General features: G+C 68.6%; 11 protein-coding genes. 7 read left to right on the top strand and 4 right to left on the bottom strand.

The window, feature by feature from the left end; translation table 11 throughout:
• Nucleotides 1–2 precede the first annotated feature (2 nt).
• Together HWX55_RS21320 and HWX55_RS21315 are read left to right on the top strand one after the other, a co-directional pair.
• The gene (locus HWX55_RS21320; RefSeq protein WP_175977177.1) at nucleotides 3–1796 is read left to right on the top strand and encodes an amino acid ABC transporter permease/ATP-binding protein; all 1794 of its coding nucleotides are present in this window, start codon (nucleotides 3–5) and stop codon (nucleotides 1794–1796) included.
• 34 nt (nucleotides 1797–1830) lie between these two features.
• Nucleotides 1831–2763 (top strand): ABC transporter substrate-binding protein, encoded by a 933-nt coding sequence (locus HWX55_RS21315; protein WP_175977176.1) that lies wholly within the window; start codon nucleotides 1831–1833, stop codon nucleotides 2761–2763.
• Between the two features lie 73 nt (nucleotides 2764–2836).
• Here HWX55_RS21315 and HWX55_RS21310 read toward each other — a convergent pair whose 3' ends face one another.
• Complete coding sequence (locus HWX55_RS21310; RefSeq protein ID WP_175977175.1) at nucleotides 2837–3931, bottom strand: LLM class flavin-dependent oxidoreductase; 1095 nt, start codon at nucleotides 3929–3931, stop codon at nucleotides 2837–2839.
• Between the two features lie 70 nt (nucleotides 3932–4001).
• On the bottom strand, nucleotides 4002–4970 hold the full coding sequence (locus HWX55_RS21305) for an ABC transporter substrate-binding protein (RefSeq protein WP_175977174.1): 969 nt from the start codon (nucleotides 4968–4970) through the stop codon (nucleotides 4002–4004).
• 306 nt (nucleotides 4971–5276) lie between these two features.
• On the opposite strand from HWX55_RS21305, the gene HWX55_RS21300 reads away from it, so the two are divergent.
• The 3 genes from HWX55_RS21300 to HWX55_RS21290 all read left to right on the top strand — a co-directional run bounded on the left by HWX55_RS21300 (nucleotide 5277) and on the right by HWX55_RS21290 (nucleotide 8523).
• Nucleotides 5277–6194, top strand: coding sequence for an alpha/beta hydrolase (locus HWX55_RS21300; RefSeq protein WP_175977173.1), 918 nt, complete (start codon nucleotides 5277–5279; stop codon nucleotides 6192–6194).
• Nucleotides 6191–6622: a MarR family transcriptional regulator gene (locus HWX55_RS21295; protein ID WP_089436502.1), complete on the top strand. Its 432-nt coding sequence runs from the start codon at nucleotides 6191–6193 to the stop codon at nucleotides 6620–6622. The genes HWX55_RS21300 and HWX55_RS21295 overlap by 4 nt, the downstream gene beginning before the upstream one ends.
• Before the next feature lie 455 nt (nucleotides 6623–7077).
• Nucleotides 7078–8523 carry an exo-alpha-sialidase gene (locus tag HWX55_RS21290; protein WP_175977172.1) on the top strand — a complete coding sequence of 482 codons (1446 nt, stop codon included), beginning with the start codon at nucleotides 7078–7080 and terminating at the stop codon, nucleotides 8521–8523.
• A 67-nt stretch (nucleotides 8524–8590) separates the two neighbouring features.
• Here the strand turns inward: HWX55_RS21290 and adhP are convergent, their stop codons facing one another.
• Nucleotides 8591–9619: an alcohol dehydrogenase AdhP gene (gene adhP / locus HWX55_RS21285; protein ID WP_175977171.1), complete on the bottom strand. Its 1029-nt coding sequence runs from the start codon at nucleotides 9617–9619 to the stop codon at nucleotides 8591–8593.
• Nucleotides 9620–10032: 413 nt separating this feature from the next.
• On the opposite strand from adhP, the gene HWX55_RS21280 reads away from it, so the two are divergent.
• Both HWX55_RS21280 and otsA read left to right on the top strand, forming a co-directional pair.
• Nucleotides 10033–12117, top strand: a complete 2085-nt coding sequence (locus tag HWX55_RS21280; RefSeq protein WP_175977170.1) for a TonB-dependent receptor — start codon at nucleotides 10033–10035, stop codon at nucleotides 12115–12117.
• A 516-nt stretch (nucleotides 12118–12633) separates the two neighbouring features.
• The gene (gene otsA, locus HWX55_RS21275; RefSeq protein WP_089489390.1) at nucleotides 12634–14040 is read left to right on the top strand and encodes an alpha,alpha-trehalose-phosphate synthase (UDP-forming); all 1407 of its coding nucleotides are present in this window, start codon (nucleotides 12634–12636) and stop codon (nucleotides 14038–14040) included.
• Nucleotides 14041–14206: 166 nt separating this feature from the next.
• Here otsA and ftsH read toward each other — a convergent pair whose 3' ends face one another.
• The gene (gene ftsH, locus HWX55_RS21270; protein ID WP_175977169.1) at nucleotides 14207–16183 is read right to left on the bottom strand and encodes an ATP-dependent zinc metalloprotease FtsH; all 1977 of its coding nucleotides are present in this window, start codon (nucleotides 16181–16183) and stop codon (nucleotides 14207–14209) included.
• Nucleotides 16184–16630: the final 447 nt, after the last annotated feature.

Here is a 16630-nt window from a genome sequence, read left to right as displayed (position 1 = left end):
ACATGAGCGACACGACCCACCTCGGCGGCGCGCTGCCGCCGCTCTCTTCCCCCGGCACACGCGAGCCCGGCACGCATGTGCGGATCGTGCCCGCGCGCCACCGCTCGCGCACGGCCGGCACCGTGCTCGCGCTCGTGCTGATCGCGATCACGCTGCATTCGATCCTCGGCAATCCGCAATGGGGCTGGCCTGTGTTCGCCGAATGGTTCCTGTCGCCGCCGGTGCTGTCGGGGCTCGCGCGCACGCTGGTGCTGACGCTGCTCGGCGCGGTGTTCGGCTTCGTGCTCGGCGCGTTCGTCGCGCTGGCCCGGCTGTCGCGTTCGCGCCTGCTGTCCGCCAGCGCATGGACCTTCGTGTGGCTGTTCCGCTCGATTCCGCTGATCGTGCTGCTGCTGATCCTGAACAACCTCGGCTACCTGTACGAGCATGTGCGGCTCGGCGTGCCGTTCACCGACATCGTGTGGTTCGACACGCCGACCACCGATCTGATCAGCCCGTTCCTCGCGGCCGTGCTCGGCCTCACGCTGAACCACGCGGCGTTTTCCGCGGAAGTGATCCGCGGCGGCATTCTCGCGGTCGACCAGGGGCAGCTCGAAGCCGCCGCCGCGCTCGGGCTGCCGCGCGGCCGGCAGACGTCGCGGATCGTGCTGCCGCAGGCGATGCGCGCGATCCTGCCGACTGCGTTCAACGATCTGATCTCCCTCGCGAAAGGCACGTCGATGGTGTACGTGCTCGCGATGCCGGAGCTGTTCTACACGGTGCAGGTGATCTACCGCCGCAACCTCGAAGTGATTCCGCTGCTGATGGTCGCGACCGTCTGGTACCTGATCATCCTGACCGTGCTGTCCGCGATCCAGGTGCAGGTCGAGCGGCACTATGCGCGCGGCGCGCTGCGCAATCCGCCGCCGTCCGTGGTCACGTTCGCGCTCGCGCGCATCGGCGGGCTGTGGCGGCGTGCCGCGTCGCGCCGTGCGGCGTCGAGCGCGCAGGCCGACGGCGACACTCGCGCCGATACCGCGGCGGCCGTGTCGCGCACCGGCGGCGAAGTGGCCGTGCATGGCGTGTCGAAGCAGTTCGGCATGCAGCGCGTGCTCGACAACGTGTCGTTCGTCGCGCCGCGCGGCAGCGTGACCGTGATCGTCGGGCCGTCGGGCTCCGGCAAGTCGACGCTGCTGCGCACGATCAACCATCTCGAACGCGTCGACGACGGTTTCATCGACATCGACGGCGAATTGATCGGCTATCGCCGCGACGGCGACGTGCTGCATGAATTGAACGAACGCGACGTGCTGAAGCGACGCACGGCCGTCGGCATGGTGTTCCAGAACTTCAACCTGTTTCCACACCTGACGGTACTCGAGAACCTCGTCGAAGCGCCGGTCGCCGTCGCGGGCGTGACGCACGACGCAGCCGAGCACACGGCGCGCACGCTGCTCGCGCGGGTCGGCCTCGCGGATAAAGCCGATGCTTACCCGCGCCAGTTGTCCGGCGGCCAGCAGCAACGCGTCGCGATCGCGCGGGCGCTCGCGTTGCGACCGAAGGTGCTGCTGTTCGACGAACCGACGTCGGCGCTCGATCCCGAACTCGTCAACGAAGTGCTCGACGTGATCAAGGAACTCGCGCGCTCGGGCACGACGCTCGTGATCGTCACGCACGAGATCGGCTTCGCACGCGAAGTCGCGGACAACGTGCTGTTCATGGAACGCGGGCGCATCGTCGAGGCCGGGCCGCCCGCCGTCGTGCTCGACGCGCCGTCGCATTCGCGCACCCGCGCGTTCCTGTCGAGGGTGCTGTGATGTGCGCCGCTTCCTGGCTGCGAGGTGCCGCGCGATGACCGATCGACGCCGATTCATCACGGCCGCGCTGGTCGCGGCATCGGGCCTGCCGTGGCATGCGGCGCGCGCGGCGGCCGCCACCGCCGACCTGGACCCGCGCCAGGCCGGCCGCCCGCGCGCCGGCCCCGACGACGCGGCCATCCGCGCGGCAAGCGGCTATCGCTGGGTGCGCGACGGCGCGTTCACGGTCGCGATCTCGCCGCATGCACCGCCGGTGTCGACCTACGCAACCGACGCGCGCACCGTGGTCGGCGCCGATCCCGACTATGCGCAGCTCGTTGCCGACGCGCTCGGCCGCACGCTGGTGCTGCTGCCGATCGCATGGGCCGACTGGCCACTCGGGCTGACGTCCGGCAAGTACGACGCGGTGATCTCGAACGTCGGCGTGACGGAGAAGCGCAAGGAGAAATACGATTTCACGACCTACCGGCTCGGGCTGCACGGCTTCTACGTGCGCACTGCCAGCCCGATCGCGAAGATCGCGGAGCCGAAGGACGTCGCGGGTTTGAGGATCATCACCGGCGCCGGCACGAGCCAGGAGCGCATCCTGCTCGAATGGAGCAAGCGCAACGTCGCGCAGGGGCTGAAGCCGGCCGAGCTGCTCTATTTCGACGACGATGCGACCGCGCGCGTCGCGCTGCTGTCGGGCCGCGCGGACGCGGAGTTGAACCCGAACGCGTCGCTCGCGTACGAGGCCGCGCGCAGCGGCAAGATTCGCCGTGTCGGCGTCGTCAATGCCGGCTGGCCGGCGAATGCGGATGTCGCGATCGCGACGCGTCGCGGCAGCGGGCTCGCGCCCGCGCTGACGCTCGCGACCAATGCGCTGATCGGCAACGGCCGATACGGACAGGCGCTCGCGCGCTCGGGGTTGCAGAGCGAGGCGATCGCGCGGGCGGAGACCAATCCGCCGGGGTTGCCGTCGTTTTGAGCGTTCAATGCACTCGCCCCGGCATGCCGTGATGGCGATGCCGGGGCGATTCGACTCACTGCTACTTGTTCGCCTACGCCGGCACCGCGTCCCGATACCGGTCCAGTTCCGCGACATGCGCATGAATCGCCGGAATCAACTCGCGCCCGTAAGCCAGCGCATCGTCGAGCGGATCGAAACCGCGAATCAGGAACGTCGATACGCCGAGCCGGTAATACGCGCCCAGCGCCCGCGCGACCTGCTCGGGCGTGCCGACCAGCGCGGTCGAATTCCAGCGCGCACCGGTCAGGTTCGCGACGCCCATCCACAGCCGCTCGTCGAGCACGTCGCCCTGCGCGGCGGCCGCCATCAGCCGCTGCGAGCCCGCATTCTGCGGCGCGTGACCGGCGATCGGCAGGCCGTTCGCGATCCGCGCCGCGCGCACGCGCTCGCGGATCGCCTCGGCCTTCTCCCATGCGGCCGCCTCGGTATCGGCGACGATCGGCCGAAACGACACGCTGATGCGCGGCGCCCGCCCGAACGGCGCGGCAGCGGCACGCACGCGCGCGATCTGCTCGCGCACCGCGTCGAGCGGCTCGCCCCACGTCATGTAGACGTCCGCATGCTCGCCGGCGACCGCGAGTGCGGCCGGCGACGAGCCGCCGAAGTAGATCGGCACGTGCGGCCGCTGCGTGCCCTTCACGACCGGCGACGCGCCACGCAGCCGGTAGAACGCGCCGTCGTGATCGACCGGCGCATCGGCCCGCCAGATCCGTTTCAGTACGTCGAGATATTCGCCGGTGCGGCGATAGCGCGCATCGTGCGGCACGAAATCGCCGTCGCGCTGCAGATCCGCATCGTCGCCGCCGGACACCACGTTCAGCGCGAGCCTGCCGCCGCTGAACACGTCGAGCGTCGCGATCTGCCGCGCGGCGGCCGACGGCACGATCACGCCCGGCCGGTGCGCGAGCAGCAGCCGAATGCGTTCGGTCGCGGCGGCCGCGAACGACGCGACGATGAAGCCGTCCGCCGCGTTGCTGAAATGGCCGACCAGGATCTGGTCGAAGCCGGCCGCCTCGTGCGCCTGCGCGAAGCGGCGCACGTAGTCGGGCTGGACGGCCGCGCCGCCCGGTACGTCGACCTCCGCGCCGGGTGTCGCGGTGATCATGCCGATGATGTCGACTGGCATGTCGGGGTGTCCTCGGGTATGTCGATCGGGAATCGCGGAAATCGCGGGAATCGTGAAGCGGGCCGCACGGTCACTGCGCGGCTGCCGTCTTCTGCGCGGGCGCCGCGAACGCACCCGCATACGAGCGGTCGAGCAGCTTCGACGTGTCGTACGCGGCCGGAATCACGCCGGACTTGTGCAGGAAGTCGGCCGTGTTCTGCGCATCCTTCGCGGCCGTTTCGTCGACCGGGCCGACGCGCTGTTTGGCGTTATTGAGCCAGCGATACGCGACGTCGGGTTCGAGATTCGCGCGTTTCGCCCACAGGTCCGCGTACTCGCGCGGATGACTGTCGACCCACTGGCGCGCAGCCACCACGCGCCGCAGGAAATCGGTAATCTCGGCGCGCTTGCCCGATACGGCCTGCTCGTTCGCGGCGACGAAGCTCAGCGCGGGCATCAGCCCCTGCGCGGTCGTCACGGGCCGCGCGCCTTGCCGCAACGCGAGCGTGCTGACGAACGGCTCCCACAGCGATACCGCATCGACCGAACCGTTCGCGAGCGCGTTGGTCGCGTCGATCGGCATCAGGTACGCGTACTTCACCGAATCGGCGCGCAGGCCCGCATGTTCGAGCGCGCGCAGCACGAGCTGCTGGCTCCAGGCGCCGCGCCATACCGCGATGGTCTTGCCCTGCAGGTCGGCCACGGTGCGCACCGGCGAGTTCTTCGGCACGAGGATCGCGACGCCGTCGAGGCTCTGCCGCGACACCGCGACGACCTTGACCGGCGCGCCGCGCGCGGCCAGCGTGAGCAGCGCGGAATCGCCGAGGAAGCCGATGTCGATCGCGTTGCCGTTCAGGCTTTCGGCCACCGGCGCGGCGGCCTGGAAGTGCTTCCACTCGATCGTGTAAGGCAGGTCCTTCAGCACGCCGGACGCTTCCATCGACGCCTGGATGTTGAAGTAGTTCTGTTCACCGACGCGCAGCGTGACGGTGTCTTTGGCGATGCCCGGCTGCGCGGCGAGCGCCAGCAAGAGCGCCGTGACGATTCGGCTCAACAACATGATCTCCCGGAAGGTCGGCGGGCAGCCGCGCGACCGCGGCGCCCTTTTGCCCGTTTCGGCCGCCGTGCGAAACCGCCGGCGAGACGGATGGAACCGGTGAAGATACGTCGATCCACTTCATGACACAAACGCAATATTCTTCTATGTAAAGATGCGAATGTTTTATGAAGTATTCGTCCATGAGCGGTGCTCGCCGCCGGCCGCCGCTTCGTGAATTTCGAACGATTCCTCGATATATATTTCGCACACGAAATAAATCCCAAACTATATTTCGCATACGAAATAACTGCCCGATCGAGGATGGCCATGACTTCCCAACCCATCGAGTTTTCCGCGGCCGACGGCTATGTGCTGCACGGCACGCTGTGGTCGCCGGACGCGACGCCGCGAGCGCTGGTCCTGATCCATCCGGCAACGGCCGTGCCCGAGCGGCTGTATGCAGGCTTCGCACGCTTCCTGACCGAACGCGGTTTCGCGGCGCTGACCTACGACTATCGCGGCATCGGCGCATCGCGGCCCGCGCGCCTGGGTGCATTGCGGGCCCGCATGCGCGACTGGATGGAGCTCGACGTGGGCGCCGCGACCGCATGGGCCCGGCACGCCCATGAAGGGCTGCCGCTGCTCGCGGTCGGTCATAGCGTCGGCGGACACGCGATCGGGCTGTCCGGCGCGACGCCGCATCTGCGCGCGGCCGTGCTCGTCGCCGCACATGCGGGCAGCACGCGGCTGATCGCGCAGGCGGCCGAACGCCTGAAGGTCCGGCTCATCCTGCGCGTGCTCGGCCCACTGACGTCGGCCCTGCTCGGCTACGTGCCCGGCAAGCGGCTCGGGCTCGGCGAGGATCTGCCGGCCGGCGTGTTCCGCGAATGGAGCCGCTGGACGACGCTGCCGCACTACTTCTTCGACGATCCGACGCTCGGCGCGGCCGAGCGCTTCTCGAAGCAGCAGTTGCCGATCCTCGCGCTCGGCTTCGACGACGATCCGTGGGCGAACCCGGCCGCGATCGGCCTGCTGGTAAGCTATCTGACCCGCGCGAAGGTCGAACGCCGTCAGATCGATCCGCGCGCGGCCGGCAGCGGCCCAGTCGGGCACATGGGCTTCTTTCGCAGCCGGCCCGGCGCCGTGCTGTGGCCCGACGTCGCCGACTGGCTCGCGCAGGCAATCGACACGCCGCACAGCGCGAGCCGCCCGTCCCTTTCCATTGCAGCCGGGAACCCAGCTTGAGCGAAGACCGACGACTGTTTTTCATGTTGAACATCGGCCAGCGGCGCGTGCAGCGCTGGATCGACCGCAAGGCCGAAACCGACACGCGCGCGAGCGCCGCGCAGGCCGGCGCGCTGTTCTGCCTCGCGAAGCAGGACGGCGCACTGATCGGCGAAGTCGGCGCCGCGCTGCAGCTCGCGCCGTCCGCGATGACGGGGCTCGCCGACCGGATGGCGAAAGCCGGCCTCATCACGCGTCACGCGGATTCGGACGACGGCCGCGCGACGCGGCTGTACCTGACCGACGCAGGCCACGCGGCGCTCAAGCGTGCGCGCGTGCTGCTGCGCGAACTCAACGGCAAGCTGTGCGACGGGTTTTCCGACGACGAACTCGACGTCGTCGCGCGCTGGCTGCATGCGTTGCAGGAACGGTTTCCGGCGGAGCGCTGAGCAGCGCATCGCGCGCTCGCGACCGGCGCGTGCCGGCATCCATCGCAAGCGATTGCGATTCGCGTTTTCGATTCGATTTTCATACCGCCGCAACGGCAAATCTTGCATGTCGGCCACCCGCTTCCGGCAACGCTTTCCGGCTACGTCCTGTTACAAAAAACCGCCTGTCGCGCGACATTCGAATCGCCTACATTGCAATCCACTTCGACACATTCGTCGCATGCCCTGACTGGCGTTCCCGTCGGGTCGACATCGCAGGCACACCCGACAAGCATTGAAAACGAAGAGGAGTCTTAACCGAAGCGCTGGCGGCATCCAGCGCACGCGGATTGCGATGACTGAAGCGGCACGCTGAACCGGACGTAACGACGTGCGCGGCACGATCGGCCGCGCTTCGGTTCGCATTGCCTCGTCGTGCCCCGCCATCGCACCCGCACCTCACCGAGGAGTCGTCCATGCGACGCATGATCGTGTCCCATCCGCTTGTCACCCGCCTGTCCGCCGCGATGGCGCTGGCCGCCGCTGCCGCCTCGCACGCCGACCCCATCGTCGTGTCCGGCCCGAGCCCGTTCGCCGCGTGCACCATCGGCGGCCCGGGCACCAACTACGTGAATGCAGAAGTCGAACCGTGGCTCGCGGTCAACCCGGCGAACCCGAACAACATGATCGGCGTGTGGCAGCAGGACCGCTGGTCGAACGGCGGCGCCCACGGGCTCGTCGCCGGCTACACGTTCGATGCGGGCGCAACCTGGGCGCGCACGCCGCAGCCGTTCAGCGCCTGCGCGCCGGGCGGGCTCAAGTACGAACGCGCGTCCGATCCGTGGGTCTCGTTCGGGCCGGACGGCACCGCGTATTCGGTATCGATCTCGTTCAACCAGTCGAACAACGCCAACGCGGTCGGCGCGTCGGTGTCGACCGACGGCGGCCAGACATGGAGCCGCCCGGCCGTGCTGATCGCGAACGACGAACCGACGACGCAGTTCTTCAACGACAAGGAATCGGTGACCGCCAACCCGGTGAAGGCCGGCACCGCGTATGCGGTATGGGACCGCCTCGAGCTGCCGAACGGCAACCCGTACGCGAACCTGCACGCGGCGGCGTACCGCGGGCCGACGCTGTTCTCGAAGACGACCGACGGCGGCAAGACGTGGAGCGCCGCGAAGGTCATCGTCGACGTGCCGTCGCGCCAGCAGACGATCGGCAACCAGATCGTCGTCGATCCGAAGAGCGGCACGCTCTACGATTTCTTCGACCTGATCCAGCCGCCGTTCAACAAGGCGGCCGGCAAGGTCGCGTTCGTCAAGTCGACCGACGACGGCGCGACGTGGACCAAGCCGCGGATCGTCGCGGGGCTGCAGACGGTCGGCGTCACGGATCCGAACACCGGCGAACCCGTGCGCACCGGCGACATCATTCCGGAGCCGGCGATCGACCCGGCATCGGGGCAGCTCTACGTCGCGTGGCAGGACAGCCGCTTCAACGGCGGTACGTACGACGAGATCGCGCTATCGACGTCGAAGGACGGCGGCGCGACCTGGAGCGCGCCGCAACAGGTGAACACGCCGACCGGGCGCCCCGCGTTCAATCCGTCGGTGCGCGTCGACAACACGGGGGCGGTGATGGTCACGTACTACGACTTCCGCGACCTGCAGGCCGGCAACACGACGACGCTGCCGACCGGCTTCTGGCGCAAGATCTCGCACGACGCCGGCGCCACGTTCGCCGACGAGCGGCGCGTCGGCGGCCCGTTCGACATGAAGCTCGCGCCCAACGCCGAAGGATTCTTCATCGGCGACTACCAGGGGCTCGACGTTCGCCCGTCGTCGTCGTTCCATCCGTTCTTCGTCCAGACCAACGCAGGCAACCTGACGAACCGCACCGACGTATTCTTCGCGCCGTGATGCGAGGATGACCGTCACGCCGCCGCGACGCCATCCGTCGCGCAGCGGCGTGCGCCTGTTCACCGCATCAATGCATGTCCGTCAGCACGATGCGGCCGTCGACCTTCCCTTCCCGCAGCTTCGCGAAGATGTCGTTGATGTTGGCGAGCCGGTCGCGATGGATGTGCGCGCGCACCAGGCCGTCCGCCGCGAAATCGAGCGACTCCTGCAGATCGCGCCGCGTGCCGACGATCGACCCGCGCACGGTGATGCCGTTCAGCACGGTCGAGAAGATCGGCAACGGGAAATCGCCCGGCGGCAAGCCGTTGAGCGCGACCGTGCCGCCGCGACGGACCATCCCGAGCGCCTGCGCGAACGCGCTGCGCGACACGGCCGTGACCAGCACGCCGTGCGCGCCGCCGATTTCCTTCTGGATCACTTTCGCGGGGTCGTCGACCGACGCATCGATCGTCAGGTGCGCGCCCAGTTGCCGCGCCAGCGCGAGCTTGTCGGGCGAGATGTCGATGGCCGCGACGTGCAGGCCCATCGCACGCGCATATTGGACGGCCACGTGCCCGAGACCGCCGATGCCGGAGATCGCGAGCCACTGGCCCGGCCGCGTATCGGTGACGCGAATGCCCTTGTAGACCGTGACGCCCGCGCACAGGATCGGCGCGATCTCGTCGAACGCGACCTGCGCGGGCAACTGGCCGACGTAATCGGGATCGGCCAGCACGTATTCCGCGTAGCTGCCGTTCACCGAATAGCCGGTGTTCTGCTGGCCATGGCACAGCGTTTCCCAGCCCGTAAAGCAGTATTCGCAATGGCCGCAGGCCGTGTAGAGCCACGGCACGCCGACGCGATCGCCCTCGCGCACGTGCGTGACGCCCGCGCCGACCGCCGCGACGATCCCGACGCCTTCGTGGCCCGGGATGAACGGCAGCGACGGCTTGACGGGCCAGTCGCCGTCGGCCGCGTGCAGATCGGTATGGCAGACGCCCGACGCCTTGATGTTGACGAGAATCTGGCCCGGCCCCGGTGCGGGAATCGGAACTTCCTCGATGCGCAACGGCTCGCCGAACGCGTGTACCACGGCCGCTTTCATGGTCTGGGTCATGCGTTGCTCCTGTCTGGTCGATGAGCAAACCAGTATCCGGTTTCGGTATCGGAGCACGTTGATACGCGTCAACGCATCGGAACGATACGACGGTCGACGCGGTTTCGCCACGATCGGCGTCGGGCGACGCGACAGCCCGAGCCGGCGGCCGCACGCTGCCCCGCCGCTCACGCGACCATTTCACCGATCCGACAGAAACCCGACGGAATCCCGCCATTCGGCTTGGAATTTGAAATGATATAACATATCATTCCGCGTGCTCGTCCGCCTGACGCCGTTTCAACCCAGGTGGCCGGGCCTCGCCGAGCCATGTTCCAGCGGGTCATTGCGTGCCAGTGACGCAACAATATATCGTATCTAGCGGTGACCCGCATCGCTCGTTATCCGATCCGATTCCAACCGATTCACCGACCATGCGCGACCTTCCTCGCTTACCGCTTCGCCCGCTCTCGTCCCTGTCGTTGATCCTGTTCGCCGCCGCTGCTCACGCGCAGACCGATGTGCCCGCCGCGGCCGACACCCACACGCCTGCCGCCGCGCCGCTCGCGCCGATCTTCGTGACCGCGAACCCGCTCGGCGACACCGAACTGATCGCGCCGACCGTCCAGCTTTCCGGCGAGGCGCTGACGCGCCGCCAGGCCGATTCGCTCGGCGAAACGCTCAACGGGCTGCCCGGCGTGTCGACCACCACCTACGGGCCGATGGTCGGCCGTCCGATCATCCGCGGGATGGACGGCGACCGGATCCGGCTGCTGCAGAACGGCGTCGCGGCGTATGACGCGTCGTCGCTGTCGTACGACCATGCGGTGCCCGAGGATCCGCTGTCGATCGAGCGCGTCGAGATCGTGCGCGGCCCGGCCGCGCTGCTGTACGGCGGCAACGCGGTGGGCGGCGTGGTCAACACGATCGACAACCGGATTCCGCGCGAAGCGATCGAAGGCGTGACCGGCGCGCTCGACGCGCGCTACGGCGGCGCGAATTCGGTGCGCGCGGGCGCCGCGCAAGTCGAAGGCGGCAACGGCCGCTTCGCGTTCCACGTCGACGCATTCGACCGCGAAACGAGCAAGCTGCGGATTCCCGGCTACGCGCGCAGCAGCCAGCAACGCGCGATCGACGGCCCCGACACGCCGCAGCCGGAAGGCAACGTACCGAACAGCGACGGGCGCGTGCACGGCGGCGCGGTCGGCGCGTCGTACACGTGGGCCGACGGCTTCGCCGGTCTCTCGTACAGCGGCTACGAATCGAACTACGGCTCCGTCGCGGAAAGCGACGTGCGGCTGCGGATGCGCCAGGAACGCCTCGCGTTCGCGTCCGAGGTGCGCAACCTGAGCGGGCCGTTCACGAAGCTGAAATTCGATTTCGCGTACACCGACTATCGCCACAAGGAAGTCGACAACGGCGAGACGGCGACCACCTTCCGCAACCGCGGCTACGAGGCGCGCATCGAAGCGCGCCATCGCAAGATCGGCCCGTTCGAAGGCGCGATCGGCGTGCAGTTCGGCCAGAACACGTTCTCGGCGCTCGGCGACGAAATGCTCGTGCCGTCCACGCGCACCAACAGCGTCGCGCTGTTCGGCCTCGAGGAATGGCAGGTCGTCCCCGCGCTGAAGCTGAGCCTAGGCGGCCGCTTCGAGCACGTGAAGGTCGATCCCGATCCGGCCGGCATCGAAAAATTCGCGGGCGCGCGGCCGCGCGACTTCAATGCGGGCAGCCTGTCGGCCGGCGCGCTGTTCTCGCTGACGCCGGTGTGGTCCGTCGCCGCGAACGTCGCGTACACCGAACGCGCGCCGACCTTCTACGAGCTGTATTCGAACGGCCCGCACGATGCGACCGGCCAGTTCCTGATCGGCAACCCGAACGCGTCGAAGGAAAAAGCCGTGTCGACCGACCTGTCGCTGCGCTATGCGAGCGGGCCGAACCGCGGCAGCGTCGGCGTGTTCTACAACCGCTTCTCGAACTACCTGACCGAGTACAACACCGGCCGCGTGGTGGACGACGACGGCGCGCCCGTCGCGCCGGGCACCGACGGCTCGCTCAACGAGGCGATCTATCGCGGCGTGCGCGCCGAGTTCTACGGCATCGAACTGGACGGCAAGTGGCGCGCGTTCGCGCGGCGCGGCCACACGGTCGATCTCGAACTGACGGCCGACTACACGCACGCGCGCAACGTCGACACGGGCCAGCCGCTGCCGCGCATCGCGCCGCTGCGCGCGACGCTCGCGGCCGACTACGGTTACGGCCCGTTCGGTGCGCGTGCGCAGGTCACGCACGCGTGGTCGCAGCATCGCGTGCCCGACGACGATTTCTCGACCGACGGCTACACGTCGCTTGGCGTGGTGCTGACGTACAAGTTCCGCGTCGGTCCCACGCACTGGCTCGCCTACCTGCGCGGCGACAACCTGACGAACCAGGAGATCCGCTACTCGACGTCGGTCGTGCGAGGCTTCGCACCGCAAGGCGGCCGCAGCGTGATGGCGGGATTGCGCACGACGTTCTAACCGCGGTACGGCGCGCGGCGGCCTGCCGCGCGCCGCTTGCCGATACGAATCCGAACTGGCTACACGCGCACGAAGCCGACACGCGCCACTGGCGACCGGCTTCCGCGTGACGGCCTACGCGACGCAGACGACGATGCGCATGCCGTCATGCACGCATGCGCCTGCGTCGGTACGATCGCGCGTCGTTCGCGCCGCTCGCCGCACAGCCTTGTGCCCACTGCGTCACAACGTGCAGCAAATTTCGGTCCCGCTCGGGCATCGCCCGTTGCCGCACCGCCGTCATGGGATACCGCGCGACAGGTTCGCGCGCGCCGTTCGTCGCCCCGGACTTTTAAAACGCACGAATGACGAGTATCCTAAAAAAGCACTTTTCGACCGGACGGCGAATCGCGTGCCCCTGACTCCCGTCCGATCGCCATGCGGCCCCGTCGTATCGCGCACCGCGCGCCGATGGCGGCGTATGCCTGTCGCGCCCTGGCCGCACGAACCTTTCCCCAACAATCGTCAGGAGAGCTGGTGAGCCGACTCGTCGTCGTATCCAATCGCATTGCAGATCCCCGTAAAGCCGCGGCCGGCGGGCTCGCCGTCGCCGTGAAGGACAGCCTGCAGGAAACCGGCGGCGTCTGGTTCGGCTGGAGCGGCAAGCTACGCGGCGGCGACGATCGCCCCACGCATGGCGACGACGTGCAGATCCAGAACGTCGGCGGCATTCAGCTCGCGACGGTCGATCTCGATCCGCAGGACTACGACGCTTACTATCTCGGCTACTCGAACAACGTGCTGTGGCCGGTGTTTCACTACCGGCTCGACCTCGCGCAGTTCGACCGGCGCTTCGCCGACGGCTACCGGCGCGTGAACCAGCTGTTCGCGCGCAAGCTGCGCACGCTGCTGCGGCCCGACGACGTCATCTGGGTCCACGACTATCAGCTGATTCCGCTCGCGGCCGAGCTGCGCGCGATGGGCTGCACGAATCCGATCGGCTTCTTCCTGCACATTCCGATGCCGCCGCCGCCGATCATGGCCGCGATCCCGGAACACGAATGGCTGATGCGCTCGCTGTTCGCGTACGACCTCGTCGGCTTCCAGACCGAATCGGATCTGCTCCACTTCGAGCATTACGTCGAAGCGGAAGCCGGTGCGGCGCGGCTGCCGGACGGCCGGCTGCGCGCGTTCGGCCGTACGTTGTCGGCCGGCGCGTTCCCGATCGGCATCAACGTCGACGAGTTCGAATCGCTCGCGCGCGATCGCGACGGCCTCGACATGTTCGAACGCATGCGCGACGAATATTCGCGCCGTCAGTTGCTGGTCGGCGTCGACCGGCTCGATTACACGAAAGGGCTGCCGCAGCGCGTGCATGCGTTCCGCGAGCTGCTCGAACAGTATCCGGAGAACCGCGACCGTGCGACGCTGATCCAGATCGCCGCACCGAGCCGCGAGGATCTCGGCGCGTACGACGACCTGCGGCGCGAAATGGACAGCCTGTGCGGCGCGATCAACGGCGACTACGGCGAGCTCGAATGGATGCCGATGCGCTACATTCACCGCACCGTCGCGCGCAAGCGCCTGCCGGGCCTCTACCGCGCGAGCCGGGTCGCGCTCGTCACGCCGCTGCGCGACGGGATGAACCTCGTCGCGAAAGAGTTCCTCGCCGCGCAGGACGCGGCCGATCCGGGCGTGCTCGTGCTGTCGCGCTTCGCGGGCGCGGCCGAGCAATTGAAGGCCGCGCTGCTCGTCAATCCGTACGACACGCAAGGCACCGCGCAGGCAATCCAGCGCGCGCTCACGATGCCGCTCGAAGAGCGCCGCCAGCGTCACGCGGCGCTGATGGCGATCATGCGCAAGACCGACGTGCACTGGTGGCGCACGCGCTTTCTCGAAGCGCTCACCGAAGCGGCCGAAGTCGCGGCCGCGACCGAATCCTGACGCGCCGACGCGCGCCTACGCCCCCGTCGTCATGCATTCGAGCGGCGCCGCCGTTCGACTGATACGTGTGTGTCGCTCAGCGCGACGTCGTGGTGGGAAAGACCGTAAAGAAAGCGTGCGACGTCGGGATATCGGCGCGCGCCGGTCGCCGGTCCACGCAGCGGCTTCAGCGATCGGATTCGTGCGATCGTCCGTACGCGACGAAATCGCGCTCGACGGTGGACACCTGCTCCGTTTCGATCGCGCCGCCGCGCGCACCGGCGTCGTCGCCCGACGAGGCCGACGCGGCCAACGACGGTGCGATGCGCGCGTCGATCAGCGCCTGCAGCGCGTCGCGTTCGAGCACCTCGCATTGCAGCAGCCGTCGCGCGATGCGTTCGAGCGCGTCGCGACGTTCGCCGAGCGTCGCCGCGACGCGCGCATGCGCATCGGCCAGCAGCGTGCGCACCTCGTCGTCGATCATCCGCGCGGTGTGCTCGCTGCAGCGGCCGTCGCCCGCGTGCCATGCGCCGGGCAGGCCCTGGCGCGAGTCACCGTCGTCGAACGTCGCGAGCCCGATCTTCTCGCTCATCCCGTACTGCATGACCATGTGGCGCGCCATCGCGGTCGCGCGTTCGAGATCGTTCTGCGCACCGGTCGACACGTCGCCGAACACGAGCTCTTCCGCCACGCGCCCGCCGAGCAGCGCATCGATCCGGTCGAGCAGCTCGCTGCGGCGCAGGACGTAACGATCCTCGATCGGCACCTGCTGCGTGTAGCCGAGTGCGGCGACGCCGCGCGGAATGATCGACACCTTCTTCACCGGGTCGCAATGCGCGCGGCTTTCCGCGACGAGCGCATGGCCGGCTTCGTGATACGCGATCGTCAGCTTCTCCTGCTCGTTCATCACGCGGCTCTTGCGCTCGAGGCCCGTCAGCGCGCGGTCGATCGCCTCGTCGAAGTCCGCCATGCCGATCGCCGGCTTGCCGAGTTCGGCCGCATGCAGCGCGGCCTCGTTGACGACGTTCGCGAGATCGGCGCCGACGAAGCCCGGCGTGCGCGACGCGAGCTCGCCGAGATCGACGTCGGCGGCGAGCTTCACGCGCTTCACGTGCACGTCGAGAATCTGGCGGCGGCCGTTTACGTCGGGCCGGTCGATCGCGATGTGACGATCGAAACGGCCCGGGCGCAGCAACGCGGGATCGAGGATCTCGGGCCGGTTCGTCGCGGCCATGATGATCACGCCGGAGCCGGCCTGGAAGCCGTCCATTTCGACCAGCAACTGGTTGAGCGTCTGTTCGCGCTCGTCGTTGCCCGACATCGGGCCGACGCCGCGCACCTTGCCGAGCGCATCGAGCTCGTCGACGAACACGATGCACGGCGCCTTCTGCTGCGCCTGCTCGAACAGGTCGCGCACGCGCGCGGCGCCCACGCCGACGAACATCTCGACGAACGCCGAGCCGCTGATCGAGAAGAACGGCACGGCCGCCTCGCCGGCCACCGCGCGCGCGAGCAGCGTCTTGCCCGTGCCCGGCGCGCCGACGACGAGCACGCCTTTCGGAATCTTGCCGCCGAGCCGCTGGTAGCGATCGGGGTTGCGCAGGAACGCGACGAGCTGCTGCAGTTCGGCCTTCGCTTCGTCGATGCCTGCGATGTCGTCGAACGTGATGCCGGTCTCCTGCTGCACGTACACGCGCGCGCGGCTCTTGCCCATGCCGGTGAAGTCCTGCAGCCCGCCGCGCTTGCGCAGCATCATGTTCCACACGAACACGAGCAGCATCAGCGGCAGCAGCCACGACGCGAGCGATGCGATCCAGCCGGTGTCGGGCGTGCCGCGATAGCGGATGCCGGCGGCGGTCAGCGTGTCGATCAGGTGCTCGTCGGTCACGCGGCTGGTCGTGAAGCGCCACGGCGCGCCAACCTGCTGCACGACCGCCGCGTCGGACGCCGGCAGCATCGCGCCGGCCTGCGGCATCTTCAGCGCGCCCGAGATCGACCCCGGGCCGACCTCGAGATCGTCGACGAGCCGCGCGGCGACGAGCCGGTGGAAATCGCTGTACGCGATCGGCGTCGACGTCGGGTGCAGCATCAGCAACTGCGCGGCGAACAGCACGAAGAAGCCCGCCGCGATCAGCAATCCCGGGTAGTCGAATTTCCTGTCCATCGCATCGGGCCTGCCATCTCCGCTGCGCGGCGTGCGCTCACGCCGGCACGCGCGCAACCGGTACGCGGCCGCCATGCGAAAACGACTTGCATCCGCGCATCGTCGCCTCGCGTCGTTCGTCGCATCGATGCCGCCTCGACAACACCGTCGCCGGCATTGCCGGGCGATCCTCGCCCGGGCGGCACGCCGTGACGCACCGCCCTCGATTCCAGTCTAGTTCGTGTGCGGGCGTCGCGCCGCTCGCCGCGCAAGCGTCGAATCGTCGGACGAACGGCTTTCATCCGCCCCCTTGCCGCGTTATAGTCGCGTGCATGACATTTTTGTGACAGTCGCCTCGCGCCGCCGCGCGCGAGGCCGGCCGTCTCATCCCGTCCCGCGTCGCGGCAGCCCGCGCGGCGCCGGCGCGCATCGAACGACAACGCCACCCGCCCATCCGAGGAGCCCACG

The organism is Burkholderia sp. BCC1047 (assembly GCF_902833155.1).
In the GTDB taxonomy this organism is placed as follows: Bacteria; Pseudomonadota; Gammaproteobacteria; order Burkholderiales; family Burkholderiaceae; genus Burkholderia; species Burkholderia sola.
Note: the sequence above shows the minus strand (reverse complement) of the source record. Positions and strands in the feature narration are given on the sequence as shown.

Bases quoted from the DNA above. Each gene is read 5' to 3' on its own strand.
- HWX55_RS21315 (WP_175977176.1), top strand. From the start codon at position 1,831: ATGACCGATCGACGCCGATTCATCACGGCCGCGCTGGTCGCGGCATCG.
- HWX55_RS21290 (WP_175977172.1), top strand. From the start codon at position 7,078: ATGCGACGCATGATCGTGTCCCATCCGCTTGTCACCCGCCTGTCCGCC.
- adhP (WP_175977171.1), bottom strand. From the start codon at position 9,619: ATGACCCAGACCATGAAAGCGGCCGTGGTACACGCGTTCGGCGAGCCG.
- HWX55_RS21305 (WP_175977174.1), bottom strand. From the start codon at position 4,970: ATGTTGTTGAGCCGAATCGTCACGGCGCTCTTGCTGGCGCTCGCCGCG.
- ftsH (WP_175977169.1), bottom strand. From the start codon at position 16,183: ATGGACAGGAAATTCGACTACCCGGGATTGCTGATCGCGGCGGGCTTC.
- HWX55_RS21320 (WP_175977177.1), top strand. From the start codon at position 3: ATGAGCGACACGACCCACCTCGGCGGCGCGCTGCCGCCGCTCTCTTCC.
- HWX55_RS21300 (WP_175977173.1), top strand. From the start codon at position 5,277: ATGACTTCCCAACCCATCGAGTTTTCCGCGGCCGACGGCTATGTGCTG.
- HWX55_RS21280 (WP_175977170.1), top strand. From the start codon at position 10,033: ATGCGCGACCTTCCTCGCTTACCGCTTCGCCCGCTCTCGTCCCTGTCG.
- HWX55_RS21310 (WP_175977175.1), bottom strand. From the start codon at position 3,931: ATGCCAGTCGACATCATCGGCATGATCACCGCGACACCCGGCGCGGAG.